We start from the raw sequence: 25463 nt of genomic DNA, 5'->3' as shown, positions 1-25463 counted from the left end.
GGCGCGCCTCCGGGATGGTGCCGACGGCGCCGCCGCGGAACCAGCCGGCCGCGAACAGCCGCTCGCCGATCCGGTGCGGCAGGGCCGCCCCGTCGCTCGCCGGCACCGCGGCGGGGTCGATCAGCTCGGATCGCGAATCGCAGCAGAAGCCGATCGCCGTGACGACGCTGGTCGCCGGCAGCTCGAGCGCGGTAGCGTCGGCGCTTCTGAACCGCACCGCCTGCACGGCACCGGTCGGGTCGCCGGTGATCGCCTCGGGCGACGACCCGAAGCGGAAGCGCACGAGGCGCCGCGCTTCGGGAGAGCCTGTCCCGTGGATCGCCCTCAGGGCGGCGAGACGCGCGGCCGCTTCGGCCGGGACGTCGGCGTCGAGATCGCCGTGCACCTCGATGCGGGCGGCGGCGAGATGCGCCATCTCCTTGATCAGCGCCGGATCGAAGCGGCAGGCGGCGGCGGGGCCGCGGCCGATCACGTCGACGGTGGCGATGCCGCAGGCGTCGAGTGCGGCGGCGCGGTCCGGATCGAGGTCGCTGCCGGCGAACTCCTGCGGTGTCTTGGCGAGCAGCCGCGCGATGTCGAGCGCGACATTGCCGGCGCCGACCACCACGACGTTGCGGCCGAGCGGCGCCGGACACGCGGCGCCCTCGCCCGGATGGCTGTTGATCCAGCGCGTCAGCGCGCCGGCCGGGATCACGCCGGCGAGCGCCTCGCCCGGCACGCCGAGCTTGCGGTCGACCGAGAGGCCGGCGGCCAGCACGACCGCATCGTAGAGCCCGAGGAGCTCCTGCAGCGCCACGTCGCGGCCGACCGTGACATGGCCGTGGAAGCCGACGCCGTCGCGCTCGAACAGCCGCTCGAACTGGCGCGCTACGGCCTTGGTGCCCTGATGGTCGGGTGCGACGCCGTAGCGGATCAGCCCGTGCGGCACCGGCAGGCGCTCGATCACGTCGACCACGGCGCCCGGCACCGCCTTCATCAGCGCCTGGGCCGTGAACAGGCCGGACGGGCCGGCCCCGACCACGGCCATGGGACGGGACGTCATGCCGCGCTCCCGATGCTCGCGGCGGCCCACGGATGCGGTCGCTCGCTGGTGTCGACGTAATAGGACTTCTGCGTCATGTAGGCGCGCAGGCCGTCGCGGCCCTTCTCGCGGCCGAGCCCCGAATCCCTGACGCCGCCGAACGGCGTCGCCACGGAGAACTGCTTGTAGGTGTTGATCCAGACCGTGCCGGCCGCGACCGCACCGCCGACCCGGCGGGCGCGCAGGAGATCGCGGGTCCAGACGCCGCAGGCGAGGCCGAAATCGCTGTCGTTGGCGAGCGCCACCGCCTCGGCCTCGTCGGCGAACGGCATCACCACCAGCACGGGGCCGAAGATCTCCTCGCGGCAGATGCGCGCGGCGTTGTCGACGCCGGCCAGGATGGTCGGGGCGTAATAGATGCCCTGATCGTAGATCTCGCCGCGGGGTGGCGCGCCGCCGGTCAGCAGGGTGGCGCCCTCGTCCAGTCCGATCTTCACGTGATCCGCGACGCTGTCGCGGTGGTCGTCGTGGACCAGCGGCGCCACCTGGGTCGCCGGATCGAACGGATGGCCGACGACGAGGCGCTCGGTCGCCGAGACGAGCTTTTGCACGAAGGCGCCGTAGATCGACCGCTCGACCAGCAGGCGCGAGCCGGCGATGCAGGACTGGCCGCTCGACGAGAAGATGCCGAACAGGACGCCGGCGAGGGCGACCTCGAGATCGGCGTCGGCGAACACGATGGTGGCCGACTTGCCGCCGAGCTCGAGCGACACCGGCATCATCTTGTCGGCGGCCTTGCGGGCGATGCCGCGACCGACCTCGGTGCCGCCCGTGAACGACACTTTTCCGACCGCCGGATGCGAGACCAGCAGATCCCCGACCACCGCTCCGGAGCCGGGCAGGACCGAGAACAGCCCCTTCGGCAGGCCGGACGCCTCGACGATCCGCGCCAGCTCGAGCGACACCAGCGGGCTCCACGACGCCGGCTTCAGCAGCACGGCGTTGCCGGCGGCGAGCGCCGGCGCCACCTTCTGGGCGTCACTGGCGATCGGTGAGTTCCACGGCGTGATCGCCGCGACGACACCGATCGGCTCGTGCGCCGAGACCGACAGGTAGTCGCCGCGCGACGGCGTCAAGGCGTCCTCGGCCGTCTCCAGCACGGCGGCGAAATACCGGAACGTCCCGGCGGCGCTGAGTGCCAGCGCCCTGGTCTCCTTCAGAGTCTTGCCGGTGTCGCGGCTCTGGATGTGCGCGATGCGATCGGCCGCCTCGGCGATCCCCTGCGCGATGCGGTACAGACTGGTCGCGCGTTCGTGGGCCTTGAGGTTTCGCCAGGCCGGATCGCGCTGCGCCGCTGCGGCGCGCTCGATCGCCTCGATCACGTCGTCTCGCGAGGCACCGTGCAGCACCCGATTGAGGCTGCGATCCGCCGGGAATATGGAGGTGATCTCGGCCCCGCGGCCGGGCCGCCATTCGCCACCCAGATAGAGGAGATCGGGCGGCATCCGGTCGTCGGCGATCAGCATGGGATCCCTCGCCTGCTCAGATCACCTCGGCCGCGATCCGATTCAGCACCGCGCGGGCGATGCTGTAGCCGGTCGACAGCGAGGTCTTGGGATTGTCGGGGGACGGCCGCCCGGCGACGCGCAGGTCGACATCGGCGCAGGCGGCGCGCAGCGTCAGCTCGTGGACATTGCCGGCGACGGCCGGATCGGCGACCAGCCGCACCCGGGTGCGCTCGAAGCCGATACCGGCGAGCGCGATGGTGGCCGCCACATTGGCGTTCTTCGGGTAGGTCCGCGCCGCCGCCCGCGCGTCACCCTCGAACAGGATCGCCTCGCGATCGAGCGTGGCGAGATCGACCAGGCCCTCCGCGGGCGTGCCGGCCCAGGCGGCCGGCGGCTTGCGCGACGTGTAGGTCACCGCGTCGATGCCGCCGAGCCGCGCGGCGGCCAGGATGTCGATGCCGCCGACCGCGCCGGCCGGCAGATGCAACCGCGCCCCCGAGCGCTCCGCCGCGGCGCGCAGATCCGCATGCAGCGTCGCGTCGGCGAGGGCACCGATCGAGGCGATCACCAGGTCGGTGCCGGCGGCGAGAACCGCAGCACCGTGCTGCCGCACCGCCTCGTGCCCGGCGGCCTCGACGACCAGATCGGGCGATTCCGCGAGCAGCGCGTCGCAGGTCTCGACGACGCGCCATTGCAATGCCGGATGGTCCGAGAGGACCGCCTCGGCGCGCGCCCGGGCGCCCGGCCGGCACAGCACGACCAGCTCGGCCGGCGCGCCGCCGTGTTGCGCCGCGAGCGTGCCGAGCAGCGTGCGGGCGATGGCGCCGTAGCCGATCAGGCCGAGCCTCATGCGCCGCCTCCGGCTGCGCCGGCCGGCGGACCGCCGAACGGCTCGGCGAACGGCCCGATCGCCGTCATGTCGACCTCCAGGAGGATCGGGCCCTTCGCCTCCAGCGCCCGCGAGAAGGCCGGCTCGAACTCCTCCACGGCGCCGACCCGCACGTGGGACAGCCCGATCGACGCCGCGAAGCCGGCGAAGTCGGGCGTGCGCAGCCGGCTGTAGCCGTAGCGGCTGCCGTACTGCGCGTCCTGAATGTTGCGGATCACCTGGTAGCTCTGGTCGTTCATCAACACGAAGACGATCTCGCTCTCCTCCTCCACGGCCGTGATCAGCTCGGAGAGGTTGAGCATGGCGCCGCCGTCGCCGACCAGCGCCACCGTCTTGGCCTCGGGCGAGGCGCAGGCGGCGCCGACCGCCATGGCGATGCCCATGCCGATGCCGCCACCGAGCGCGTGCACGCCGAGATTGGGTGCTCCGATCGCCACGTAGCGATTGCCGAAGGTGGAGTTGGCGATCGTCACGTCGCGTACGAACGGATGCGCGCCCGGCCCGACCCGGGCCAGCATGGCGTCGGCGATCACCTGATAAGGCCCGAGCCGCGTGCGCAACGCGCCTTCGGAGCGGGCGCGGGCGACGCTGACCTCGTAGCCGAAGCCGGGATCGACCGCGAGCCGCTCCGGAAGCCGTGCCAGCAGGCCCTCCAGCACGAGCCGGGCATCCGCCGCAATGCCGAGATCGACGGCGTAATTGCGGCCGATGCGGCTCGCATCGGCGTCGACCTGGACGAGTGGCGAGGGCAGCACCAGGGCGCCGTCGCGCGTCTCGTTGCCGCGCAGCCGCGATCCGACGACGATCATCAGGTCGGCGCGGCGATACACCGCCTGCGCTTCCGGCGTCATGTTGAAGGCGCCGAGGCTGTGGGCGTGCCCCTCCGGCACCACGGCGCGGCCGTTGGTCGAGGTGACGGCGCAGACACCGCGCTCGACCAGCGCGGTCGCGGCGGCCGCTGCCCCGCGGGCGCCACCGCCGAGCCACAGCATCGGCCGCTTCGCCGCCTTCACCAGCGCGGCGAGCTGATCGAGCTCCTCGGGGCTCGGCGCCGTGCGGGGGATGTTCAGATGAACCTTCTTCGGGATTCGGGCGAGCCCCCGCTGCACGTCCACCGGCAGCTCGACGCTGACCGGACCGGCCGGCGCCGTGAGCGCCGCCGTCGCAGCGGCGCTCAGCACACCGAGGGCGTCGTTCGCGTCCCACACGCGAAAATAGCTCTTGGAGATCGCCTTGAGCATGTCGGGCTGGCGCGGCACGTCGTGAATGGCGGCGCGGTCGCGATCGGCCCACGGGCTGTCGACCTGGGTGGTGATGTGCAGCACCGGCGCACCGGCGGTGAGCGCTTCCACTTGCGAGCCGGCGGCATTGGCGGCCGCCGTCCCGGTCGACGTGATCACGACGCCGAGCGAGCCGGAGACGCGCGCATAGGCGTCGGCCATGCTCATCGCGCCCGCCTCGCCGCGCGCCGGAACGAAGCGGATGCGGCGCTGGCGGAAGATCGCGTCGAGAATCGGCATGTTGTGGATCGAGATGACGCCGAACACCGTGCCGACGCCGATCTCGGCCAGGAAGCGCGCGACGAGATCGCCGACCGGCTCTTCCGCGAGACGTTCCTCGATACGCGACAGCGGCAGCGAAATGGTCATGCTGGGGGTCCTAGATGAAACGCGACACGCCGCCCGAGACCTCGAGCTGGCCGCCGGTGACGTAGCTCGCCGCCGGCGAGCCGAGGAACAGGATGGCGCGGGCGGCCTCCTCGGGCGCGCCGAGGCGGCCGAGCGGGATGCCCTTGTCCCGCGCCAGGGACGCGAACCATGTCTCACGCGACTCCGTCGCTCCGGAGGCGTCGTAGCGGCGCTGCCACTGGCCCGAGTCGACGAGGCCGATCAGGATGGCGTTGACGCGGATGCGCGGCGCGAGCTCGCGCGCCAGCGACTTCAACAGGCTCTGCACGCCCGCCCGCGCCGCCGAGGTGCACACCATGTGCGGCTCCGGCTGATAGGCGAGCAGCGAGTTGACGCCGACGATCGCCGGCGCCGCGCTCTCGTCGAGCAGCGGCCGGAACGCCCGGATCGGGTGGATCTGGCTGAAGAACTTCAGCTCCAGCTCGTTCCGCCAGTCGTCGTCCGAGGTGTCGGCGAAGGTCGAGACGCGGCCCTGGCCGGCATTGTTGACGAGCAGGTCGCAGCGTCCCCGCCAGTCGCGCACGGACCTTGCGAACGCCTCGACCTCGGCCTTGTCGAGCACGTCGCAGCGGACCGCCAGCACCCGGTCAGCGCCGTGACGGCCGGCGAGCTCCGCCTCGGCGTCGGCGAGACGCGCCGCGTCGCGGCCGCACAGCGCGACGTCGGCCCCCTCATCGAGCAACAGCCGGCAGGCGGCGAGGCCGATCCCGGAGCTGCCTCCGGTGACCACGGCGACTCGTCCCGACAGGCCGAGGTCCATCGTGATCAGCTCCGCGCCGAAAAGCCGGCGTCGGGACGCCCCTGCATGACGGCGCGCATCGCCGGCGTCGGCGGGCCGGCCGTCATCCACACGTCCATCTTCTCGGGCACGTCGCGCGGCCAAACCTGGGGCTGGTGCGTCGCCTCGTCGATCTGCTGCACCTCGGTGGTGAACTCGATGACGAAGCCGGACGGCGAGACGAAATAGGCGAACGGGTTGTTGCCCGGCCCGTGCCGGCCCGGGCCCCAGGCCGGCGCCTGGCCGAGCGTCTTCATGCGGCCGATGCCGCGCATGAAGGAGTCGATGCTCGGCATCTCGAAGGCGACGTGATTGACGCTCGGATAGGGGCTCTGGTTGAGCGCGATCGAGTGATGATCGGCGGCGATGCGCAGGAACACCATCTGGGCCGCCGAGTAGTCGCTGACCCGCATGCCGAGCACGTCGGTGTAGAAGTCGCGGGTGCGCTCCATCTGCGGCGTGTTGAGCACCACATGCGTCACCTTGCGGGGCTTGGCGATGTCGTCCGCGGTGTCGTTGTGAAGGGCGACGCCGGTGACGAAGCGGAGCCGCCGCTTGTCGGGATCGAGCGCCATGAAGCCGAAACCGCCGCCCGGGGTCGTCATCTCGGCGGGGGCGCCGAGCACATCGACGCCCTTGGCGGCGAGATCGCCGTGCAGCCGCTCGACGTGGTCGCGGCTGGCGACGGCGAAATTGACGTAGTCGACGCCGAACTGGTCGTCGTCGCGCAGCGCGTAGATGTACTGCTCCGGGCCGGTGCCGCGGAAATAGACCGAGCCGTTCTCCTGCGCGACCGGCACGAGGCCCCAGTTCTTGACGTAGAAATCGCGCGTCGCCGTCGCGCCGGCGGCACGCATGGCGATGCCGCGCATATGCTGAATCAGGCCGCCTGTGCTCATGCGGTTCTCCTTCTGGTCGGCGCCGCGACGGCGGCCGGCTTCGTCACGTGGCCGAGGCGTTTCGAGATCTCGTCGGCGGCGGCGCGAACCGCCTCGCCGATATGGGTTCGGCGACCCGGCGCGGCCGAGAACACCTGCGCCGGACCGGTGACGTTGACGGCAGCCACGGGCTCGCCGGTGCGGTCGAAGATTGGACCGGCGAACGAGCTGACGCCGGAAACGTAGTGGCTCTCGCTCCAGGCGAGGCCGGCGGCACGATCGGCGGCCAGCATCGTCTTGAACGCCGCGAGCGTGCGCGGGCTGTGCTTCGAGTAGGCCGTGAAGGTCCGGCCGCCGAAGACGCGGTCGATCTTCTCCTCCGGCCAGAACGCCACGATGATGCGGCCGAGCGTCGTCGCGTAGGCCGGCACGCGGCTGCCGACATGAATGTTGCTGGCGAGCGGCACGTTCGGCACCTGGCGCACCAGGTAGAGCGCGTCGGTGCCGTCGAGCACGCCGACATGAGCCGAGAGGCCGGCCGACTCGGCCAAGTGGGTCACCACCGGCATAGCCGTCTGCACCAGATCCTGCGAGTAGGACGCGCCGGCCGCGATTCCGACGAGACCGAGGCCGATGCGGTAGCCGTCGCCCTGCGGGCGGCGCTCGATGAAGCGCTCGGCCTCCAATGTCTGCAGGAGGCGCATCAGCGTGGTGCGGTTGATGCCGAGCGTGCGGGCCGTGTGGCTCATGTTGGAGACGGGATCGCCGTCGGCGACGGCGCGCAGGAGCCTGATCGCCCGCTCGACCGGTGGCACGCCGACGGCACTCGCCGGTCCGGTCTCGACATCGCTCATGGTGCGCCTCCGGCACGACCGACATGGGGGACGAGCTCGGCGACCAGCGCCGCCACCGCATCGGGCCGCTCCTGCGGCAAGGCGTGGCCGGCGCCCGCGATCAGCACGAGTTCGCCACGCACCCGCTGCTCCGCCGACACCGCCTCGGCCACGGTGGCGGATTGCACGGGCGGCGTGATCCTGTCCTCGTCGCCGCAGGCGACCAGCACGGGGCGGGTCAGCGCCGCCACATCGTCGCCGAGGCGGCCGGTGGCGAGCATGCGGCTCGCCTGGCCGTAGCCCGGCATCTTGACGGCTGCCATCGCGCGGGTGACGGCGGGCAGCACCGCGGCGTCGGACACGAGCCGTGGTGCGCGCAGCGTGGCGAACTTTTCGGCGCCGAGCCGATCGAGATCGACGAGCCGCGCCGCGACACTTTCGGGCAGCGTGCCGCCCGGGGCGGCGCCGTAGCCGATCGCGGGCGACAGCAGCAGCAGGCCCCGGACGCGGTCTGGGTGCCTGCGCGCGTATGCCGCCGCGACCAAGCAGCCGAGCGAATGGCCGACCACGATGGCCGGACCGACGCCGAGTGAAACGAGCAGCGCCTCGAGCCGCGCCGCGTAATCGTCCGCCGACGGCCACTCGGCCGCGAGCGGCGCCGAGGTGCCGTAGCCCGGCGCGTCCCAGGCGATCGCCGCGACGTGATCGTCCAGCGCCTGCATCAGCGGCACGAAAGATGCCGCGTCGCTGCCGATGCCGTGCAGAAGAACGATGGGCACGGCGTGGTCGCGGCCCGGCCGATGCAGATAGGCGATGCCGTCGGCACGCCCGCCCGTGATGGCGGCCGGCGCGGCGGAGGTCTCGAGGCTACGCGCAAGGCCGCTCATGTGAAAACGAATCCAGCGGACACCGGCAGCACCTGGCCGGTCAGCGGCAGGGCGCCCTCGCTCAGCAGAAACGCGATCACGTCGACAATGTCCTCGGGCGTCTGCGAGCCCGGCACGGCGCGGCCGGTCTCGTACAGCGCATGACGCTCGGCCGGCACGTAGTCGGTCGCCTCGCAGCGCATGATGCCGGGCGCCACCGCCGTGACGGCGATGCCGCGCGGCCCGAGCTCGCGAGCGAGCGAGCGGGTCATCGCAATGACGGCGCCCTTGCTGGCCGTGTAGGCGAGCAGCCGCGGCGCCCCCCACAGCGCCGTGTCGGACGCGAGGTTCACGATGCGGCCGCCACGGCCCATGAGCGGCGCGAGGGCCCGCGTCACCAGCCAGGTGCCCCGCACGTTGACGCGCTGGACACGGTCCCAGAGATCCAGCTCGATCTCGTCGAACAGCTTGCCGCCGACATCGGTGGCGATCGCCGCGTTGTTGACGAGGCCGTCGATGGTCTCGTCCTCGGCCGCGACCGCCGCGGCGAACCCCGTGATCGAGGAGGGCTCGGCCAGATCGATCGGGACGAACCGGGCGTCGATGTTCTGGCGCACCAGCTCGGCCGTCGTCGCCTCGCCGGCCTCGACCAGGATGTCGGCGAGGATCAGTCGCGCGCGGCGGCGACCGCACGCCTCCGCGATGGCGCGGCCGACCCCGCGGGCCGCTCCGGTGACGACGATGGTGCGTCCGTTCAGCATGCGCCCGTCCCGCCCGTCGCGGTCATCGCCGGCTCACACCGCGGCCCGTGCGGCGGCGGCGTCCTCGGCGGCGATCTGCGCCTTGGCGGCGCGGGTGAGCATCTGACGCATGCGCGACACGCCTATATCGTGCTGGTAGAGCATCTCGCGCATGCGGGCGTCGTCCGGCATGTCCTCCAGCATCTCGCGATCCTGCTCGAGCACGTGCCAATGACGCTCCTCCAGCGCGGCGCGATAGAGGAAGCGCCACGACTGGCGGGCGAGCCCGGTGAGCTTGCGCATGCGCCAGAAGAAGACGTAGCAGCTCGTCTCGTCGATCGGCGTGGTGAAGCCGATGATGCGGAACACGCTGCCCGGGCCGGCGCCGTTCGGATACGGGATGTCGAGCCGGCAGTAAGTCTGCGGCTCGGTCACCACCATGTGGGTCCAGTCGAAGTTCTCGCCCTGCTGCTGGACCCGCGACACGATGAAGCCGTCGTCGGTGCGATCGAGCTTCATCAGATCCTGTTTCGCCCCGTAGGCGAGCGTGAAGCTCTGGGCGTGCAGGTAGCAGCCGTGCATCGGGTCGGCGAGGTTGTCGAGGGCGTAGCGGTAGTTGCAGCCCCAGCGCGACATGCAGACGAAGCCCTCCCACTCCGCGTCGAGGAACTCGGCCGGTTCCTGGAACGGCGGCGCCGTCGGGCGCTCGGCGTTGGGCATGTAGACGAAGACGCAGTCGCGCGCCTCGTGCACCGTGAAGGACTCGATGGCACGGCGGCCTTCGAGCGCGCATTCCGGCATCGCCGGCACCTGGAGAATGGTGCCGGTGCCGTCCAGGATCACGCCGTGGTAGCGGCAGGCGATGTTGCCCTCGTGCACCTCGCCGCGCGACAGCTTGGCGCCCCGGTGCGGGCAGAAGTCCTCCAGGCACTGAACCTTGCCGGCCTGGTCGCGCCACAGCACGAGATTGCGCCCCAGGATGGTGACGCCGTGCGGCCGCCCGGGCTTCACCTGCACGGACTTCGCGGCGGCGTACCACTGGCCGAGCAGGCCCTGGTTGATGCGACGTTCGATGCGGTCTTTGAGATCCGTGGACATGTGCTGCTCCGGGACGGCGCCTTGGTCGGCTCTGCGGGAGGTCAGTTCTTCGGCCGCTTGACCTTGGACAGCGGATGATCGGCCGGATAGCTCGGCGTCTCCGGCTTGGTGGACCCGATGATCACCAGCATCAGCGCCTCCTCGATTCCCTCGTTGACGAGGCCGCGATACATGCCGGGCGGCACCGAGATCAGGTCGCGCTCACCCAGCACCGCCTCGTAGCGCTGGCCCATGTGCTCGATCATGAACCGCAACTTGCGGCCGCGCAGGACGAAGAACACCTCCTCGGCGTCGGTGTGGAGATGCAGCGGGCCCTCGCAGCCGGCCGGCAGCACCATGGTCGAGAAGGTGAAGTGCTCGGCCGGCACGACGTTGTCGTCGTGCGCGACGCCCGTCGCGCCCGTGCCGATGTAGCGCATCTGGGCGCGGCGATACTTCGGATCGTAGTCGGCCTGGAACTTGAGCGCGTTCCAGTCGAGCTTGCGGGTGTCGTAGCGGGCGATGCGGGACTCGAGCCACTGCTCGAAGGTCTTGCCCTCGGGGATCGTCACGTCCTCGGGCATGATCTCGGCCATCTTCACGGGCTGGTTCATGGACCTCTCCTTCGGTCGGCCACCCCGTCAGTGGGTGGCGCGGGGGATGTAGTGCAGGAGGCGCTTCTCGATCGCGGCGACCGCGACGTAGAGCGCGATGCCGATCACGGTGAGCAGGATGATGGCGTTGAACACCATCGCGGTGTTGGCCTGGCCCTCGCCGTAGGTGATCAGGAAGCCGAGCCCGACATTGCCGCCGACGAACTCGCCGACCGTGACGCCGATGACGGCGAGTGTCGCGCCGATCCGCAGGCCCGCCATCAGGGCCGGCATCGACGACGGGAACTCGATCTTCCAGAAGATCGCCGCGCGACTCATGTTGTAGGCGCGGGCGAGGTTGACGAGATCGCGGTCGACCGTCTTCATCGACTGCAGCACGTTGACGAGAATCGGGAAGAACACGATCAGCAACGTGACCAGGAGCTTCGGCCATGCCGTGTAGCCGAACCACATGATGAACAGCGGCGCGAAGGCGACCTTGGGGGCGATCTGCAGGGTGAGCAGATAGGGCGAGATCGCACGCTCCCATACGGCGGACAGGCCGAGCGCGTAGCCGAACGCCGCCCCGAAGGCACTGCCCAGCGCGAAGCCGACCACCGACACCCACAGGGTGGCGAGGAAGTGGCGCCCGAGACTCTCCTGCGCGACCATGCGGCCAAATTCGGCGAGGCAGTCGCCGAAGGTCGGGATGATGTAGCGCGGCACGCCGAGGAGCGGTGGGCCGAACTGCCAGGCGCCGAGCACGACGACGGCGATCGCCAGCGTCAGCGCGATGTCGGGCGCCATCTGGGCGAGCGACGCGTTCGCGGCGGCGAGCCGGCGTCTCGTCCGGCCCGATGCCGCATCCGCGTCGAGAACGTTGACGCTCATCGGATCGCTCCCGCTCACTTGACGAACTGGTTGGTGTAGAGGTCGGCCACCGGCACGGCGGTCTGGACGATGCCGCTGTCGACGTAGAACTTCTGCACGGCGGCGATGCGCTTCGGGTCGAGCTTGCCGAGGTCGGCGGGGTTCTCGGTGCGGTACACGAGCGTGTTGTAGCGCTGCATGATGTCGAGGATCTGCGCCTCGCGGCCGGCGTGCTGGGGCACCGCCTTGACGTAGTCGGCCGCTGCCGTCTTCGGGTCGGCCTGGATGTCGCGCACGGCCTTCAGGGTCGCCCGGACGAAGCCCTCGACCACCTTGGGCTTCTTGGCGATGGTGTCGTCGGAGGCGAGCATCGCCTGCGCCATCGCCGGGAAGATCGTGGTGATCGGGTAGACGTCGACGCCGACTCCGGCCTCCTCGATCGCCGCCGTCCATTCCGGCACGCCGGAGATGGCGGCGAGGTCGCCGGAGATCATCAGCTTGACCATGCCGGCGGGACCGACCGCCTCGATCGAGACGTCGTCCTTCTTCAGGCCGGCGCTCGCGAGCGCGGCGAGCGCGTTGTAGTAGGTCGTGTCCTGGAAGGCGAGCACGCCGATCTTCTTGCCCTTGAGGTCGGCGAGCGACTTCACGCCGGCGTCCTTGCGGACGATGATCTGGGTGAGCGCCTGGCCGCCGAGCACGCCGACCGCCTTCACGGGCAGGCCGTTGGCGCGGACGATCACCGGCGTGTCGCCGATGCCGCCGCCGAGCTCGGCATTACCGACCGCGACCTGCTTGGCGACGTCGGCGCCGCCCTTGCCGACCTGGAACGTCACCTCGAGACCCTCGGCGGCGTAGTAGCCACGCGCCTGCGCGAGCTGGAACGGCGCGAAGGCGGGCAGCACGCCGGGGGCCGGGAACAGATAGGTCATCTTCTCGGCCGCATGCGCCGCGGTCACGGCGAGCAGCATGGCCGTGGCGGCGGCCAATCGGATCGACAGGGAGGGCATCGGGGGTCTCCTTGATGGCCCGGCGGGGGTCGTTGAGCGGCGCGCCTCAGGCCGCGCGTTCGGCGAGGTGCAGCGTGTTGAACAGATGGTCGATGTAGTCGTGGGCCCGCGGCATGCGGCCGCGCCCCATCGGGTCGCCGCGGCCCGGCAGGTCGATCGGCAGCTCCTCGACGAGGCGCCCCGGACGCTCGCTGAGCACGACGACGCGGTCCGACATCAGCACGGCCTCGGACAGGTCGTGAGTGATCAGCACGGTCGTGATGCCGGTCTCTGCGATGGTGGTGGCGAAGCTTTCCTGCAGGATCATCTTGGTCTGGGCGTCGAGCGCCGAGAACGGCTCGTCGAGCAGCACAATGTCGGGCTCGACGGCGAGAGTCCGGGCGAGCGCGGCGCGCTGGCGCATGCCACCGGAGAGCTGGTGCGGATAGTGATGCGCAAAGTCGGCGAGGCGGCAGCGCTCGAGCTCGCGCATCGCCCGCTCGCGCCGCTCGGCGCGGGCGATCGCACGCGATTCCAGGCCGAACTCCACATTGGCGACGATGGTCCGCCAGGGCAGCAGCAGATCCTTCTGCAGCATGAAGCCGACATGGCGCGTCGGTCCGGTGACACGCTCGCCGCCGATCCGCACCTCGCCCTCGGTCGGACCGTCGAGCCCGGCGACCATGTTGAGGATCGTGCTCTTGCCGCAGCCGGACGGGCCGACGACGGCGACGATCTCGCCGGCGCCGACGTGAAAGGACAGCTTCTCGACGGCCGTGAACGGCTCGCGCTTTCCGGCGACCGGGAAGCGCTTCGTCACGCCGATGAAGTCAAGCGCCAAAACCATGAGCCGCATAAGCCTCGTCGTGAGATGCGTTGATGGCGGTCAGTTCGGCCTCGAGCAGATCGACGGTCCAGGTCGTCGCACCGCTCAGCGGCGCGACGACCGCGTCGGCGGTGAGCCGCTCCACGACGATGGCGAAGTCGTGCGTACCCGTCGCGAAGATGCGTTCGAGTGCGACGGCGAGGGCCGCTTCCTCGGCCGTGAGATCGCGTCCGCAAGACTGACGCGCGAGGTCGGAGTGCGGTCTGGGCATGGGCGCTGCCTGTTCAATATTGAACGCGTTGTTCAACAGTGAATAGGCTAGGATCGCGGGCCGCGCAGCGTCAAGCACAATTCCGCATCACTACGTATGCGGCGCTGCGGGATTGTTGTGCGGCGCAACAGAACGTCCGCACCGGCACGGACCGGTGCGGACGTAATCATCTCGTTGATCTTTTTGAGAGTGTCGTGGTCGCGCGGTCGAGGAACGGCATGCGCCGTGCTCACGCCGTCGTGACGGCGAGGTCGGCGATCCTGATGGGCTCGCGTCTTTCGCCTACCTGACGACGTGTGAGATCGGCCGGACCGAATCGCTCGTCACGTGCGCGTGACGCGGTCCGTGTCAGCTCCAGCGATAGCCGAAGCTGCGAATGCCGGAGAGCGCGGTGGGCTGATTGGACATCGGCTTGGGCAGCTTCACGCCGGTGAGCCAGGTTCGGCCGTGCACCTCCATGCCGGAGGTGTTGCAGCGGCCGTCGAACTGGGCGTCGTGGCACCACAGGCCGCCGAAGCATTCGTCGTCCTCGAACGAGGCTGGCCCGTGAAAGCGCGTGCGCGCGAGCGACAGGCTGCCCAGCACCTGGAGCCGGTCGAGGTACGCGGCGCCGTGGAACACCGCGAGGTCGAAGTCGCCGACGCCATGGAACTCGCAGCCCGAAAAGGTGGCGTCGCCGAGGAACTCGCTGCCGTCGAAACGGGCATCGTTGCCGAACACCGCGCCGGAGAAGTCGACGCGGGCGGAGAAGCGGCAGTCGCGCAGCCAGGCGAGCCCGGACCAGACGCTGCCGCGCGCCGTCACGGGCGCCTCGAAGCGGGTGCCGGTGAGGTCGACATTCCCGATCCTCACGCCGGTGAGGTCGAGCGGCTCGCGCAGCACGAGACCGCGCAGGTCCTGGGCTTGCCCGATGCGAAGCGGCGCGGTCAGGGCGGCGCGCAGGTCGGCAGGGGTCATGTGGTTTCCTTTTCGGGACGTCACACGCGGGGGCTTTTCTTCGCACGAGACGCGGGCTTGGATCCGAGCCTCGATCTCGGCTTCGATCTCGGTTTCGATGTCGGCATCGATCCCGGCTCGGCTCTGCTCCTGGCCTGCGCGGCGGCTGGGCTCCGTGTCCGAAGCGTCATGGCACGATCCTGCGGCGCCGGTGCGGACTTGGCAAGTCGGCCGGCCGTCGCAGTCGTGATCAGCTCGGATGCGATCCTCGTGCCAGCCGTCGCCGGCCCGGCCCCGACATCCGGCGTCACATGCCCGAGACGGGCCGAGATCTCCGCCGCCGCCTGGCGCACCGCCGCGCCGAGCCGCACCCGTGCCGCCTTGCCGTCCGGGAACAGTCCAGCCGGCCCGGTCAGGTTGATGGCGGCGATCGCCGCGCCCGAATGGTCGAACACCGCGGCCGCGACCGAGTCGATGCCGATCTCGAAGTTCGACTCGCTGAAGGCGAGGCCGGCGGCGCGGTCGACGTCGAGCTGCGCCACCAGGCGCGGCAGCGTCGTCGCGGTCTTGTCGGTGTAAGCCTCGAGTGCACCTCTGGCATAAAGTGCCCTGAGAGCCTCGACCGGCAGATGCGCCAGCAGCATGCGGCCCATGGTGGTGGCATGCGCCGGCAGCCGGCAGCCGACCCGGACATTGCTGACCACGTGAAGGTCGGGCGCGCGACGCAGCAGGTAGAGGACATCACGTCCGTCGAGGACGCCGAGATGCGCCGACAGCCGAAAGGCATCGGACAGCGCCGTGAGCACCGGCAGCGCCACCCGGACCAGATCCTGCGAGAACAGCGCCCGCGCCGCCAGGCCGAGAAAGCCGACACCGGGCTGCCAGCCCTCGCCGTACGTCCGCCGCTCGATGAAGCGCTCGGAGGCCAGCGTGTGCAGGAGCCGGATCAGGGTGGTGCGGTTGATGCCGAGCGCCTTGGCCGTGACGCTGGCATTGACCACCGCGTCGCCCTCGACGATGGCGCGCAGCAGCCGCACGGCCCGCTGCGCCGGCGGAGCGATGTAGCGGTCGTCGGTGTCGCGGTCGTCCTGGCTCTTGCGGGTCATGGATCGGGTGATCGTCGCTCTCGGCGGCAGACAGGACGGTGGATGCGCTTAGCCGCTAGGGCAAGCGGCACCGCTTTGCAAGGGCGGCACTCCGGACGTCGCTTCGCTCCGGCCCTGATCGACCGGCGCGTCTCACGCCGCCTCGAAGATCGACGACACCAGCCCCAGCGCCAGCGTCACGGTGCGGGCCTCGATGTCGTGCAGCGGATTGAGCTCGACCAGATCCATGCCGAGGAACCCCGCCTGCGCCGCGAGGCCGTGCAGGCCCTGCACCAGGTCGGCGGCCGCGAGGCCCGGCCACAACGGATGGTGGACCTTCGAGGCGACGACACCGGGCGCCTCGGCGCGGTCCACCACGTCGACATCGAGTGACAGGCCGAACAGCTCCGTGCCGGCCCGCAGCACCGCGCAGGCGTCGTGCAGCACCGCCGAAAATCCGCGCGCATGCACTTCCGCGGCCGGAAAGATCCGCACGCCGAAGCGCGCCAGCAGCGCCGCCTCCTCGGCCTCGAAGCTGTTGCTGCCGATCAGGCAGAGATGCTCGGGGCGCAGGGCTGGCGGCGCGCGGCACAGACCCGCGAAGGCCGGCACGGTCTCGCCGAGCAGGGCTGCGAGCGGCATGCCGTGGCCGTCGCCGCTCGGCGTCGTCGCCGGCGTGTGGGCATCCATGTGGGCGTCGACCCACAAGAGGCCGAACCGCTGCCCCGGGCCGAGCGCGTTGGCGACCCCGCTCCAGGTCCCGGCCGCCAGCGAGTGGTCGCCGCCGATCATCATGAAGCAGCGCCCCTCCGCCACGCTCGCCTCGACGGCGGTGGCGACGCCCAAGGCGGCAGCGCGCATGCGCGCGGTGCGGTCGGAGCCGTCGGTCGGAACGGCGATGTCGTGCCAGGTCGGCGCGAGGCCACGGCCGCGCAGCGTCGCCTCGATGCTGGACTCGCGCAGCGCGGCGGGCGCCAGCGACATGCCGGGGTCGGAGGCGCCGGCGCCACTCGCGGCAGCGATGAGGTCGATCGGGGTCATGGTGGTGCCGGAATCCGGACGGGTGCGCGGGGCTGGGCCGCCCGTGCGGCGGCTCCCGGGCAAACCAGCGGCCGCCCGAGACGTTCCGCCCGGCGCCGCCTAGGCGTCCGGGCCGGCGACCGCGTCGGCATAGGCGACCGAGGTGTCGAGCAGGCCGACATCGCGGCAGAACCGGTCGAGGCCCGCATAGGCCTTCTCCGAGATCGCCGTGTCGTAGAAGGGAAGATCGCGGCGGATCAGCTCGGTGATCAGCGCGGCGTTCTCCTCCGGAAACAGCCGCCGGCCGATCTCGCCGGCGAGCTCGGGATTGTCGCGCAACGCGGCATGCGCGGCCGCGATGGCGCGCCGGGCGGCCGCCGCGGCGCCGGGATGCTCGCGCAACACCCGGTCCGACGTCACCAGCGCGGCGAACGTGTAGTCGAACGCCGTCGGCGGCCCGTCGCCGCGCCGCACGTCCAGCACCACGGTGCCGGCGCCGCGCCGCACCGCCATCTCGGCCCCCATGCCGTTCGCCCAGAACCCGTCGATGCGGCCGTCGGCCAGCGCCTGCGCGGCGGTGACGCCGATGTTCACCTTGGGGCCGAGCGACCCCTCCAGCGGTGCGATCGAGACCTCGCGGTCCGGATCGATGCCCGAATCGCGCAGGAGCTGCTTCAGCCCCAGCTCGACATAGGGCGCCGCCGCGATGCGCCGCCCGCGCACGCAGGACACGTCGCCCCGCGTCGCGCCGAGATCGGCCCGCATCACCAGGAACCAGTACATGCCCTGGCCGAGCGCACAGACCAGCTTGACGCCCCGCCAGCCCGGCGACGGCCCGAGCGCCGCATGCGCCTCGGCGGCGACGAAGTCGGCCTCGCCGTCGGCGAGCGCCTGGAAGGTCTTGCCGGCCGGCGCCCGCAGCTCGAGCGACACCTCGAGCCCCTCGCGGGCGAAGCACCCCAGCTCCGCCGCCGCGACGGCCGGGAAGTAGGAGTTCGAGATCATGTCGGGGAACGCGATCTTCACGGGTGGGCCTTTCGAATCGTGACGCACGGGAACGATACAGCATCCGTCGATCGAGTCGGCGATCGTTCCGGGACGATGCGACGCATCGGCCCCGGAATCCAGCCGCGAGACCCGACCGGTCCTGCGATCAACCGCGCGTGCTCGGCAGGAATTTTCGCACGCGGGCCTCGACCTCGGTCCATTCGGCATCGGTGAGCTTGACGTTTCCGACGAATTGGTTGGTCACCAGCTCGGCCGCCGGCGGCACCGGCTTGATGCCCATATAGGTCTCGACCGAGTCGCGCGTCGCGGTGACGAGGTCGTCGTCGATCCAGCCGAGACCCTTGGTCTTGAACGACGGCACGAAGCCGAGCGAGGTGCCGATCTCCTGGCCGTACATCAGGACCTCGCGCGTCGCCGGGCTGCCGCCCTGGAACTCCTTGAGGCTCTCGATGTGCAGGTCGATCGCCTTCTCGGGGTTCAGGTAGGCGAACTTCAGGCCCTCCATCAGACCCTCGACGACGCCCTTGCAGACCTCCGGCCGGTTCTTCAGCGTCGCCTTCTTGCAGGCCAGAACGATGCTGTACATCTTCACGCCGAAGTCCTCGTAGAACATGGCGTTGATGTCGATTTTGTTGGCCCAGAAGGTCGGCGCGATGCTGCCGAAGAAGTTGCCCACCACCTTGATCTGCTTGTCGGCGGTGGCGCGCATCAGGCCGGCCGGATCCATGCTGACGATGCGGATCTTGCTCGCGTCGATGCCGGTCGCCTTGACGAAGGCCGGCCACAGCTGGAACTCGCCGCCACCGGTGACGAAGCCGATCGACTGACCCTCCAGGTCCTTCGGCTTGGTGATGTTCAGCTCCTTGTGGGAGAAGATGCCGATCGGCGAGCGCGGCCACACGCCGCCGATGGCGGTGAGGTCGAGGCCCTTGCCGGCGCAGCCGGCCAGCACGGCGAGGTCGACGAGGCCGAAATCGTACTGGCCCTGATCGACCGGCACGCACACCGCGGTGGAGCCGAAGCCGCGGTCGATGGTGACGTCGAGCCCGCGCTTCTCGAAATAGCCGAGCCGCTTCGCCACGAACACATACGAGTAGGTGCCGAGCGGCAGCCACGGCAGCGTCAGCTTCACGGGCGTCGCGGCGGAGGCGCCGCGGGGCGGCAGGCCCAGCGTGGCGGCGGCACCGACGGCTCCGAGCCCTCCCAGAAACGTGCGTCGCTTCGGATTCATGTCGCTCTCCTTGTGCCGGTCGGGGGTCGGGGGCCGGACGATTCAGGGCTGCCAGACGGTGAGGCGGATCGGGGTGGGTCGGCCGCCCGAGCAGGGATTGTGCTCCTGCGGGCAGTTGGAGATGACGACGATCACGTCCCGCTCGCAGCGCAGGTCGACATGGTCGCCCGGCTTCGAGATGCCGTCGGCGATCGCCACACGGCCGCTGCCGTCGACCGGCACATGCATGAAGAAGTTGATGTTGGCCGGGATGTCGCGCGCCGTCATGCCGAGCTCGGCGAGCGCGGCGATGAAGTTGTCGCGGCAGCTCGTCGGCGCGGTGGCGCCGTAGCGCACCATGTTGATCTCGCGGCTGCAGGCGCCGGCGAGCGTGTCGTGGCGGCCGACCGTATCGTCGATCATGGTCATCAGCGGCCGGGCGAGATCGTCGTAGATCACGCAACCCTTCGACAGGTAGACGCTCCCGGCGAGCTTCATGGTGTTGGCGGCGTTGTAGCGGACCGAGGTGTCGGCGGCGTCGTAGATCAGCGTGTCGACCGCCTGGCAGCCTTCGAGATCGACGATGCGCAGCACCTCACCTTTTGCGATGCGCTTGTGCCAGTAGGCGCGCGCCGGCAGCACCTCGTCGCTGAGAATATGGCCCGGCACGGGCGCGGGCTCGCCGGACGCGGTCTCGATCCGTTCTGTTTGGCTCATTGTCGCTCTCCCGAAGACTATCAACCGCCGCCGGCGCCGACATCGGCGGGCGGCTGCCAGTAGACGGCGCGGCGCTCGGCCAGCGCGATCAGGCCGTAGAGCGCAAGGCCCGCGAGGCTCAGCACCGTGATGGCGGCCATCATCAGGGGTGTGTCGAGCAGGCCGCTCGACAGCTTGATCAGGTAGCCAATGCCCTCCTGCGAGGCGACGAACTCCGAGACGATGACGCCGATGATGGCGAGCGTGATCGAGATCTTCATGCCGGCGAAGATATGCGGCATCGCGTTGGGCAGCCGGATCTTCCAGAAGATCTGCGCCGGCGAGCCCATGAAGGCGCGCGCCATCTTCTGGATGTCGCCGTCGGTGCTGCCGAAACCCATCACGGCATTGATGGTCATCGGAAAGAATGCCACCAGGAAGGCCAGCATCAGGTTGGAGACGAGGCCGGTGCCGAACCAAACGATGAACAGGGGCGCGATCGACACCTTCGGGACGACCTGCGACACCACGATGATCGGATAGAAGCCGAGCCGGAAGATTCGCGAATAGGTGATCAGCAGCGCCACCGCGACGCCGCCGACGACCGAGAGCAGGAAGCCCAGCACGGTCAGCGTCAGCGAGGGCCACAGATTGTCGAGCAGCACCTCGTGCCGGGCGATCATCACGCGGACGATCTCGGACGGGGCGGGCAGGATGATGGGCCGCACGCCGAGCGCCCGGACGATCAGCTCCCAGCCGGCCAGCAGGCCGACCGTGACGGCCACGGGCCAGACGACCGCGGCGGTGCCGGCGGATCCGGCGCGGCGAGAGGAGGACGGTTCAGCCATGGTTCGCCTCGATGGCCCGGCGCAGCCGGCGCACGTGGCGATTGAACGCCTCGTCCTCGGTCATGGCGATCTGGCGCGGCCGCGGCAGGTCGATCGCCACCTCCTCGACGATGGTGGCCGGACGCCGCCCCATCACCAGCACGCGGTCGGACAGGAACGCCGCCTCGCGGATCGAGTGGGTGACGAACACCACGGTCTTGCGGAAGGTCTGCCACAGGCGCAGCAGCTCGACGCCCATCTCGTCGCGCGTGATGGCGTCGAGCGCGCTGAACGGCTCGTCCATCAGCAACAGCCCCGGCTCGTGCACCAGGGCGCGACAGATCGCGGCGCGCTGCTTCATGCCGCCGGAGAGCTGGTGCGGCAGCGCGTCGGCGAACTGGTCGATGCGCGCCATGCGCAGCAGGTCGCGCGCGCGCGGCTCGTAGGTCTGCCGCGACAGCCCCTGAAATTCGATCGGCAGCAGGACGTTGTCGAGCACGCTGCGCCACGGCAGCAGCACGGGTGACTGGAACACCACCCCGGTGTCGCGCCGCGGCCCGGTCACCGGCTCGCCGTGGATCGCCACCGTGCCGCCGCTGGCGCGGCCGAGGCCGGCCACGATCATCAGGAGCGTGCTCTTGCCGCAGCCGCTGGGGCCGAGCAGGCTGACGAACTCGCCGTCGGCGACGTCGAGCGAGACGCTGCGGATCGCCTCGAGGTCACCGTAGAGCTTGCGGACGTCGCGGATCGCCAGCGCCGGCGTCCCCGCTGGCCCGGGTCTTGCGTCGGCCGGGGCGTCCGCCATTCGCGCCATGCTCCCGGTTCCTGTCATGCAAAGTCCCGTGCCCCGAGGTTCCACAGACCGAGACGGGTGTCGACGGGTGGCCGATCCCGGCCGCACCCGACGCCCGAACCGGCCGCCCTGGACTTCATATACATACTGTCATCCTATAGATGGGACGAGTCCAGGGGCGGGACGAGCACGACTATGCGAGAGGGGCGGATGCTGGGGCGGCGGGCGGCGGATTGGCAAGCCCATGTTTCAGGCATGGCGCGGCTGAAACTGCGGAGCGTGTGAGCATGTCGGGCAAGGGCGTCGGCGCGTCGGTTCCGCGCACGGAGGACGACCGCTTCCTGCGCGGGCGCGGCCAGTACGTGGCCGACTGGCGCGTGCCGGGCACCCGCGAGGTCGCCTTCGTGCGCAGCCCGGTGGCGCATGCGCGGCTGCGCGGCGTCCGCGTTCCCGAAGGCTGCGCCGGCCGAGTCTTCACGGCCGCGGATCTGGTCGGCGTGAAGCCGGTGCGCGCCATCACGTCGATCAAGGGCTTCAAGCTGTCGAGCGAGCCGATCCTCGCCACCGGCAAGCTGCGCTTCGTCGGCGAGATCGTCGCAGTCTGCGTCGCCGAGACGCGCGCCGAGGCCGAGGATCTGGCCGAGCAGGTGGAGCTCGATCTCGAGGAGCTGCCGGCCGTCTCCGACATGCTGGAGGCCCGCCGCCCCGGCGCGCCGCTGGTCCACGAGGAGTGGGGCGACAACGTCTTCATCGAGACGGTCGAGGACCGCGGCATGACCGATGAGGTCCTGGCCGCCCCGCTGAAGATCACCCGCGAGATCCGGACCGCCCGGCAATGCATGTTCCCGATGGAGGGCCGCGGCGCGCTCGCCTTCTTCGATGCGAGACTGCGCTACCTCACTCTGGTGAGCGCCACCCAGATGCCGCACATCGTGCAACTCGGCGTCGCCGACTGCCTCGGCCTGCCCGACAGCGCGGTGCGGGTGATCTCGCCCGATGTCGGCGGTGGCTTCGGCTACAAGGGCCTCCTGTGCCGCGAGGAGGTGGTGCTGGGCTGGCTCGCCCAGACTCTCGGGCATCCGGTGCGCTGGCTGGAGGACTGCCGCGAGCATCTCACCGCCAACGCGAACTGCCGGGAGCATCACTACGTCGTCACCGGCTACGCGACCCGCGAGGGCCGCCTGCTCGGCGTCGATTGCGTCGCCCATGTCGATGCTGGAGCCTATTCGGTCTACCCGACCTCGGCGGCACTCGAAGCCTCGATGGTGGCGAGCCTGATCCCAGGACCCTACGACTTCCGCGCCTATCGCTGCCGCTCCGCCGCGGTCGCCACCACCAAGTGCCCGATCCTGCCCTACCGCGGGGTCGGCCGCACCGGCGTGTGCCTCGCCATCGAGGCCGTGATGGACGGCATCGCCCGCGAGATCGGCGTCGAGCCGCACGAGGTGCGGCGGCGCAATCTCGTGCGCCCCGAGCAGATGCCCTACGACAATGTGATGGGCCGGCATTTCGACGGCGGCGACTATCCCGAATCGCTGCGCCGCGCCGTCGAGGGGATCGGGCTCGACGCGATCCGGGCGCGCCAGGCGCGCGGCGAGCCGGACGGCCGGCTGATCGGCGTCGGCGTCGCGATCTTCTGCGAGCAGGGCGCCCACGGCACCACGGTGCTGGCGAGCTGGGGCCGTCCGGTGGTGCCGGGCTGGGAGCAGGCGATCGCCCGCCTCACCGTCGACGGCGACCTCGAGATCCGGGTCGGCACGCATTCGCACGGACAGGGTCACGAGACCACCTTTGCGCAGGTCGCGCACGAGGTGCTGGGCGTGCCGTTCGAGCGCATCCGCGTGATGCAGGGCGACACGCTCTACACGCCGTTCTCCACCGCCACCTGGGGCTCTCGCTCGATGGTGATGGGCGGCGGCGCGGTCGCCGAAGCGTGCCGCATCCTCGGCGAGCGCGCCAAGACGATCGGCGCCTGGCTGATGCAGGCCGACGCGGCCGACGTGAGCGTTTCGGAGGGCTGCGTGACGAGCGCGTCGGCCAGCGTCACGCTCGCCGAGGTGGCGCGCGCCTGGTACCTGCAGCCGCAGCATCTGCCGCCCGGCGTCGACACCGGCGGCCTGGAGGTGACGGCGGGCTATCGGGCCAAGCGCGACAGCGGCACCTTCAGCTACGCGACCCATGCGGTCTGCGTCGCCGTCGATCCCGGCACCGGGCTGGTCGAGATTCTCGATTACGTCGTGGTCGAGGACGGCGGCGTGCTGATCAATCCGATGATCGTCGACGGCCAGATCCGCGGCGGCACCGTGCAGGGCATCGGAACCGGCCTGTTCGAGGCCGTGCCGTTCGACGCCCAGGGCCAGCCGCTGGCGTCCACGCTGATCGACTATCTGCTGCCCGGCGCCGCCGACGTGCCGGAGATCCGCGTTCTGCACATGGAGACGCCCTCCCCCAACACGACCTTCGGAGCCAAGGGCATCGGCGAGGGTGGCGCCATCGGGCCGCCCGCCGCGCTGGTCTCGGCCGTCAACGACGCGTTGCGGCCGCTCGGCGTCGAGTTGCAGGGCGTGCCGCTCGGGCCCGAGCGCATTCTCGAAGCGATTGCGGCCGCCGCGCGAAAAGGCGGCGACGCATGAAGCCGGTCGCGTTCGAAACCGTCCGTCCGGCCAGCCTCGCCGAGGCCTCGCGGCTGCTGGTGCGACACCCCGACGCCAAGCTGGTGGCCGGCGGCCAGTCGCTCGGGCCGATGCTGAACCTGCGGCTGGCGCGGCCGCGCCTCTTGGTCGACATCACCGGCATCCCGGACCTGACGACCGTATCCCGCACCGTCGATCATCTCGTCATCGGTGCCTGCGTCACCACGGCGGCCGTGGAGGACGGGCGCGGCGGCCTCGATGCCGTACCGATGCTGGCCGGGGTCGCGGCGCATGTGGCGTATCGCGCGGTGCGCAATCGCGGCACGGTGGGCGGCAGCCTGTGCCACGCCGATCCGGCCGCCGACTGGCCGACGGCCCTCGCGGCCCTCGGCGCCGACGTGATCATGTCGGACGGCGTCAGCGGACGCACCGTGCCGGTGGCGCATCTGATCACCAGCGCGTTCGAGACGGCGCTGGCGCCGGGCGAGATCCTGGTCCGCATCCGCGTGCCGCTGCCGTCGCGCGACGCGCGCTGGAGCTACGTGAAGATCACCCGAAAGGCCGGCGAGTTCGCCCTCGCCAACGCCGCCGTGCTGGACGATCCGGAGCGCGCGATTCTGCGGGTCGCGATCGGCGCCCTGCGTGGGCCGCCGCTGGTGATCGAGGACGCCCGCACGCTCTTCTCCGGGCCGGTCAGCGCCGCGAGCCTCGACCGCGCCGCGCTGGCGCCGCTGCTCGACGCCGCCGGCGTCGACAGCGAGACGCAGCGCACGCTCCATCTCACGGCGCTGTCACGCGCCGCCGACCAGGCCGCGTCCTCGTCTCGGGCTCTCGCGTCATGAAGACCTTAAGCCTCACTGTCAACGGCCGTGCCGTCCAGGAGACGGTGCCGGAGCGCATGCACCTCGCCGACATGTTGCGCGACAGACTGAATCTCACGGCGACGCATCTGCGCTGCGAGCAGGGCGTGTGCGGCGCCTGCACGATCCTGATCGACGGCGAGCCGGCCCGCTCCTGCATCACCTTCCCGTCGATGTGCGACGGCGCCGAGGTGACGACCCTCGAAGGGCTGGAGCACGACGCCGTCACGGCGGCGTTGCGGGACGCCTTCACGCGCGAGCACGCGCTGCAGTGCGGCTACTGCACGCCCGGCATGCTGGTGACGGCGCGCGACATCGTGCTGCGGCTGCCCGACGCCGACGAGTCGCGCGTGCGCCTCGAGCTGAGCGGCAATCTGTGCCGCTGCACCGGGTATGGCGGGATCGTCGACGCGATTCTCTCGGTGCTGGAGGCGCGACGTGCAGGCCGGCTCCTGATCACGTCCGCCTCGCGCGATGCCCTCGGGCCGGTGGGTGCGCGCCCGGCCGTCGCCGCCCCGGCTGCGCCACGCGCCGAGCGGGCCGTCGAGGCGGCCTCCGCCGCGCCGCC

Annotated in this window: 26 protein-coding genes; 3 read left to right on the top strand and 23 right to left on the bottom strand. The window is 70.8% G+C overall.

The window, feature by feature from the left end; all coding sequences use genetic code 11:
* From CH341_RS12455 to CH341_RS12345, 23 genes are all read right to left on the bottom strand, one after another.
* Positions 1-1042: FAD-dependent oxidoreductase (locus CH341_RS12455; RefSeq protein ID WP_146604455.1), on the bottom strand; the 1042-nt coding region annotated here is incomplete at its 3' end.
* Positions 1039-2547, bottom strand: a complete 1509-nt coding sequence (locus CH341_RS12450; protein ID WP_245431018.1) for an aldehyde dehydrogenase — start codon at positions 2545-2547, stop codon at positions 1039-1041. The genes CH341_RS12450 and CH341_RS12455, both read right to left, overlap by 4 nt.
* 16 nt (positions 2548-2563) lie before the next feature.
* Positions 2564-3379: an aspartate dehydrogenase gene (locus CH341_RS12445; protein WP_111419347.1), complete on the bottom strand. Its 816-nt coding sequence runs from the start codon at positions 3377-3379 to the stop codon at positions 2564-2566.
* A complete protein-coding gene (locus CH341_RS12440) occupies positions 3376-5067 on the bottom strand; it encodes a thiamine pyrophosphate-binding protein (protein ID WP_111419346.1) in 1692 nt (563 codons plus the stop codon). Before CH341_RS12440 ends, CH341_RS12445 begins: the two co-directional genes overlap by 4 nt.
* Before the next feature lie 10 nt (positions 5068-5077).
* Complete coding sequence (locus tag CH341_RS12435; protein ID WP_111419350.1) at positions 5078-5866, bottom strand: SDR family oxidoreductase; 789 nt, start codon at positions 5864-5866, stop codon at positions 5078-5080.
* 5 nt (positions 5867-5871) lie between these two features.
* Positions 5872-6783, bottom strand: a complete 912-nt coding sequence (locus CH341_RS12430; protein ID WP_111419345.1) for a VOC family protein — start codon at positions 6781-6783, stop codon at positions 5872-5874.
* Entirely contained in the window at positions 6780-7616 is an 837-nt protein-coding gene (locus CH341_RS12425; RefSeq protein WP_111419344.1) for an IclR family transcriptional regulator, read from the bottom strand. Before CH341_RS12425 ends, CH341_RS12430 begins: the two co-directional genes overlap by 4 nt.
* Positions 7613-8482, bottom strand: a complete 870-nt coding sequence (locus CH341_RS12420) for an alpha/beta fold hydrolase (protein ID WP_111419343.1) — start codon at positions 8480-8482, stop codon at positions 7613-7615. The genes CH341_RS12425 and CH341_RS12420 overlap by 4 nt, the downstream gene beginning before the upstream one ends.
* Positions 8479-9222 (bottom strand): SDR family oxidoreductase, encoded by a 744-nt coding sequence (locus tag CH341_RS12415; RefSeq protein WP_111419342.1) that lies wholly within the window; start codon positions 9220-9222, stop codon positions 8479-8481. The genes CH341_RS12420 and CH341_RS12415 overlap by 4 nt, the downstream gene beginning before the upstream one ends.
* Positions 9223-9255: 33 nt before the next feature.
* Positions 9256-10299: an aromatic ring-hydroxylating oxygenase subunit alpha gene (locus CH341_RS12410; protein WP_111419341.1), complete on the bottom strand. Its 1044-nt coding sequence runs from the start codon at positions 10297-10299 to the stop codon at positions 9256-9258.
* A gap of 41 nt (positions 10300-10340) precedes the next feature.
* A complete protein-coding gene (locus CH341_RS12405; RefSeq protein WP_111419340.1) occupies positions 10341-10892 on the bottom strand; it encodes a cupin domain-containing protein in 552 nt (183 codons plus the stop codon).
* Between the two features lie 27 nt (positions 10893-10919).
* Positions 10920-11762, bottom strand: a complete 843-nt coding sequence (locus tag CH341_RS12400; protein ID WP_111419339.1) for an ABC transporter permease — start codon at positions 11760-11762, stop codon at positions 10920-10922.
* 14 nt (positions 11763-11776) lie between these two features.
* A complete protein-coding gene (locus tag CH341_RS12395; RefSeq protein ID WP_111419338.1) occupies positions 11777-12751 on the bottom strand; it encodes an ABC transporter substrate-binding protein in 975 nt (324 codons plus the stop codon).
* Between the two features lie 46 nt (positions 12752-12797).
* The gene (locus CH341_RS12390; protein ID WP_111419349.1) at positions 12798-13577 is read right to left on the bottom strand and encodes an ABC transporter ATP-binding protein; all 780 of its coding nucleotides are present in this window, start codon (positions 13575-13577) and stop codon (positions 12798-12800) included.
* Positions 13561-13863, bottom strand: coding sequence for a recombinase-like helix-turn-helix domain-containing protein (locus CH341_RS12385; RefSeq protein ID WP_146604454.1), 303 nt, complete (start codon positions 13861-13863; stop codon positions 13561-13563). Before CH341_RS12385 ends, CH341_RS12390 begins: the two co-directional genes overlap by 17 nt.
* Positions 13864-14175: 312 nt before the next feature.
* Entirely contained in the window at positions 14176-14784 is a 609-nt protein-coding gene (locus CH341_RS12380; RefSeq protein ID WP_111419336.1) for a pentapeptide repeat-containing protein, read from the bottom strand.
* A gap of 20 nt (positions 14785-14804) precedes the next feature.
* Complete coding sequence (locus CH341_RS12375; protein ID WP_111419335.1) at positions 14805-15869, bottom strand: IclR family transcriptional regulator; 1065 nt, start codon at positions 15867-15869, stop codon at positions 14805-14807.
* 132 nt (positions 15870-16001) lie between these two features.
* Positions 16002-16889, bottom strand: a complete 888-nt coding sequence (locus tag CH341_RS12370) for an arginase (protein ID WP_111419334.1) — start codon at positions 16887-16889, stop codon at positions 16002-16004.
* A gap of 99 nt (positions 16890-16988) precedes the next feature.
* Positions 16989-17894: an ABC transporter substrate-binding protein gene (locus CH341_RS12365; RefSeq protein WP_111419333.1), complete on the bottom strand. Its 906-nt coding sequence runs from the start codon at positions 17892-17894 to the stop codon at positions 16989-16991.
* A 127-nt stretch (positions 17895-18021) separates the two neighbouring features.
* Positions 18022-19107, bottom strand: a complete 1086-nt coding sequence (locus tag CH341_RS12360; RefSeq protein WP_111419332.1) for an ABC transporter substrate-binding protein — start codon at positions 19105-19107, stop codon at positions 18022-18024.
* A gap of 42 nt (positions 19108-19149) precedes the next feature.
* Positions 19150-19803: a DUF1989 domain-containing protein gene (locus CH341_RS12355; RefSeq protein WP_111419331.1), complete on the bottom strand. Its 654-nt coding sequence runs from the start codon at positions 19801-19803 to the stop codon at positions 19150-19152.
* A gap of 20 nt (positions 19804-19823) precedes the next feature.
* Positions 19824-20630, bottom strand: coding sequence for an ABC transporter permease (locus CH341_RS12350; protein WP_111419330.1), 807 nt, complete (start codon positions 20628-20630; stop codon positions 19824-19826).
* Positions 20623-21423: an ABC transporter ATP-binding protein gene (locus tag CH341_RS12345; protein ID WP_245431017.1), complete on the bottom strand. Its 801-nt coding sequence runs from the start codon at positions 21421-21423 to the stop codon at positions 20623-20625. The genes CH341_RS12350 and CH341_RS12345 overlap by 8 nt, the downstream gene beginning before the upstream one ends.
* Positions 21424-21689: 266 nt before the next feature.
* Between CH341_RS12345 and CH341_RS12340 the strand changes: the two genes are divergently transcribed.
* The 3 genes from CH341_RS12340 to CH341_RS12330 all read left to right on the top strand — a co-directional run.
* Positions 21690-24035: a xanthine dehydrogenase family protein molybdopterin-binding subunit gene (locus CH341_RS12340; protein WP_111419328.1), complete on the top strand. Its 2346-nt coding sequence runs from the start codon at positions 21690-21692 to the stop codon at positions 24033-24035.
* On the top strand, positions 24032-24877 hold the full coding sequence (locus tag CH341_RS12335; protein WP_111419327.1) for an FAD binding domain-containing protein: 846 nt from the start codon (positions 24032-24034) through the stop codon (positions 24875-24877). The genes CH341_RS12340 and CH341_RS12335 overlap by 4 nt, the downstream gene beginning before the upstream one ends.
* Positions 24874-25463 (top strand): (2Fe-2S)-binding protein (locus tag CH341_RS12330; protein ID WP_146604453.1); only part of this gene is annotated, 590 nt, incomplete at its 3' end. The genes CH341_RS12335 and CH341_RS12330, both read left to right, overlap by 4 nt.

The organism is Rhodoplanes roseus (assembly GCF_003258865.1).
In the GTDB taxonomy this organism is placed as follows: domain Bacteria; phylum Pseudomonadota; class Alphaproteobacteria; order Rhizobiales; family Xanthobacteraceae; genus Rhodoplanes; species Rhodoplanes roseus.
The sequence above is the reverse complement of the archived record's forward strand: the minus strand, read 5'-3'. Positions and strand labels throughout refer to the sequence as shown.

Excerpts from the sequence above, each read along its gene's own strand:
- CH341_RS12450 (WP_245431018.1), bottom strand. The coding sequence starts at position 2,547 with ATGCTGATCGCCGACGACCGGATGCCGCCCGATCTCCTCTATCTGGGT.
- CH341_RS12445 (WP_111419347.1), bottom strand. The coding sequence starts at position 3,379 with ATGAGGCTCGGCCTGATCGGCTACGGCGCCATCGCCCGCACGCTGCTC.
- CH341_RS12440 (WP_111419346.1), bottom strand. The coding sequence starts at position 5,067 with ATGACCATTTCGCTGCCGCTGTCGCGTATCGAGGAACGTCTCGCGGAA.
- CH341_RS12435 (WP_111419350.1), bottom strand. The coding sequence starts at position 5,866 with ATGGACCTCGGCCTGTCGGGACGAGTCGCCGTGGTCACCGGAGGCAGC.
- CH341_RS12430 (WP_111419345.1), bottom strand. The coding sequence starts at position 6,783 with ATGAGCACAGGCGGCCTGATTCAGCATATGCGCGGCATCGCCATGCGT.
- CH341_RS12425 (WP_111419344.1), bottom strand. The coding sequence starts at position 7,616 with ATGAGCGATGTCGAGACCGGACCGGCGAGTGCCGTCGGCGTGCCACCG.
- CH341_RS12420 (WP_111419343.1), bottom strand. The coding sequence starts at position 8,482 with ATGAGCGGCCTTGCGCGTAGCCTCGAGACCTCCGCCGCGCCGGCCGCC.
- CH341_RS12415 (WP_111419342.1), bottom strand. The coding sequence starts at position 9,222 with ATGCTGAACGGACGCACCATCGTCGTCACCGGAGCGGCCCGCGGGGTC.
- CH341_RS12410 (WP_111419341.1), bottom strand. The coding sequence starts at position 10,299 with ATGTCCACGGATCTCAAAGACCGCATCGAACGTCGCATCAACCAGGGC.
- CH341_RS12405 (WP_111419340.1), bottom strand. The coding sequence starts at position 10,892 with ATGAACCAGCCCGTGAAGATGGCCGAGATCATGCCCGAGGACGTGACG.
- CH341_RS12400 (WP_111419339.1), bottom strand. The coding sequence starts at position 11,762 with ATGAGCGTCAACGTTCTCGACGCGGATGCGGCATCGGGCCGGACGAGA.
- CH341_RS12395 (WP_111419338.1), bottom strand. The coding sequence starts at position 12,751 with ATGCCCTCCCTGTCGATCCGATTGGCCGCCGCCACGGCCATGCTGCTC.
- CH341_RS12390 (WP_111419349.1), bottom strand. The coding sequence starts at position 13,577 with ATGGTTTTGGCGCTTGACTTCATCGGCGTGACGAAGCGCTTCCCGGTC.
- CH341_RS12380 (WP_111419336.1), bottom strand. The coding sequence starts at position 14,784 with ATGACCCCTGCCGACCTGCGCGCCGCCCTGACCGCGCCGCTTCGCATC.
- CH341_RS12375 (WP_111419335.1), bottom strand. The coding sequence starts at position 15,869 with ATGACCCGCAAGAGCCAGGACGACCGCGACACCGACGACCGCTACATC.
- CH341_RS12370 (WP_111419334.1), bottom strand. The coding sequence starts at position 16,889 with ATGACCCCGATCGACCTCATCGCTGCCGCGAGTGGCGCCGGCGCCTCC.
- CH341_RS12360 (WP_111419332.1), bottom strand. The coding sequence starts at position 19,107 with ATGAATCCGAAGCGACGCACGTTTCTGGGAGGGCTCGGAGCCGTCGGT.
- CH341_RS12355 (WP_111419331.1), bottom strand. The coding sequence starts at position 19,803 with ATGAGCCAAACAGAACGGATCGAGACCGCGTCCGGCGAGCCCGCGCCC.
- CH341_RS12350 (WP_111419330.1), bottom strand. The coding sequence starts at position 20,630 with ATGGCTGAACCGTCCTCCTCTCGCCGCGCCGGATCCGCCGGCACCGCC.
- CH341_RS12345 (WP_245431017.1), bottom strand. The coding sequence starts at position 21,423 with ATGGCGCGAATGGCGGACGCCCCGGCCGACGCAAGACCCGGGCCAGCG.
- CH341_RS12340 (WP_111419328.1), top strand. The coding sequence starts at position 21,690 with ATGTCGGGCAAGGGCGTCGGCGCGTCGGTTCCGCGCACGGAGGACGAC.
- CH341_RS12335 (WP_111419327.1), top strand. The coding sequence starts at position 24,032 with ATGAAGCCGGTCGCGTTCGAAACCGTCCGTCCGGCCAGCCTCGCCGAG.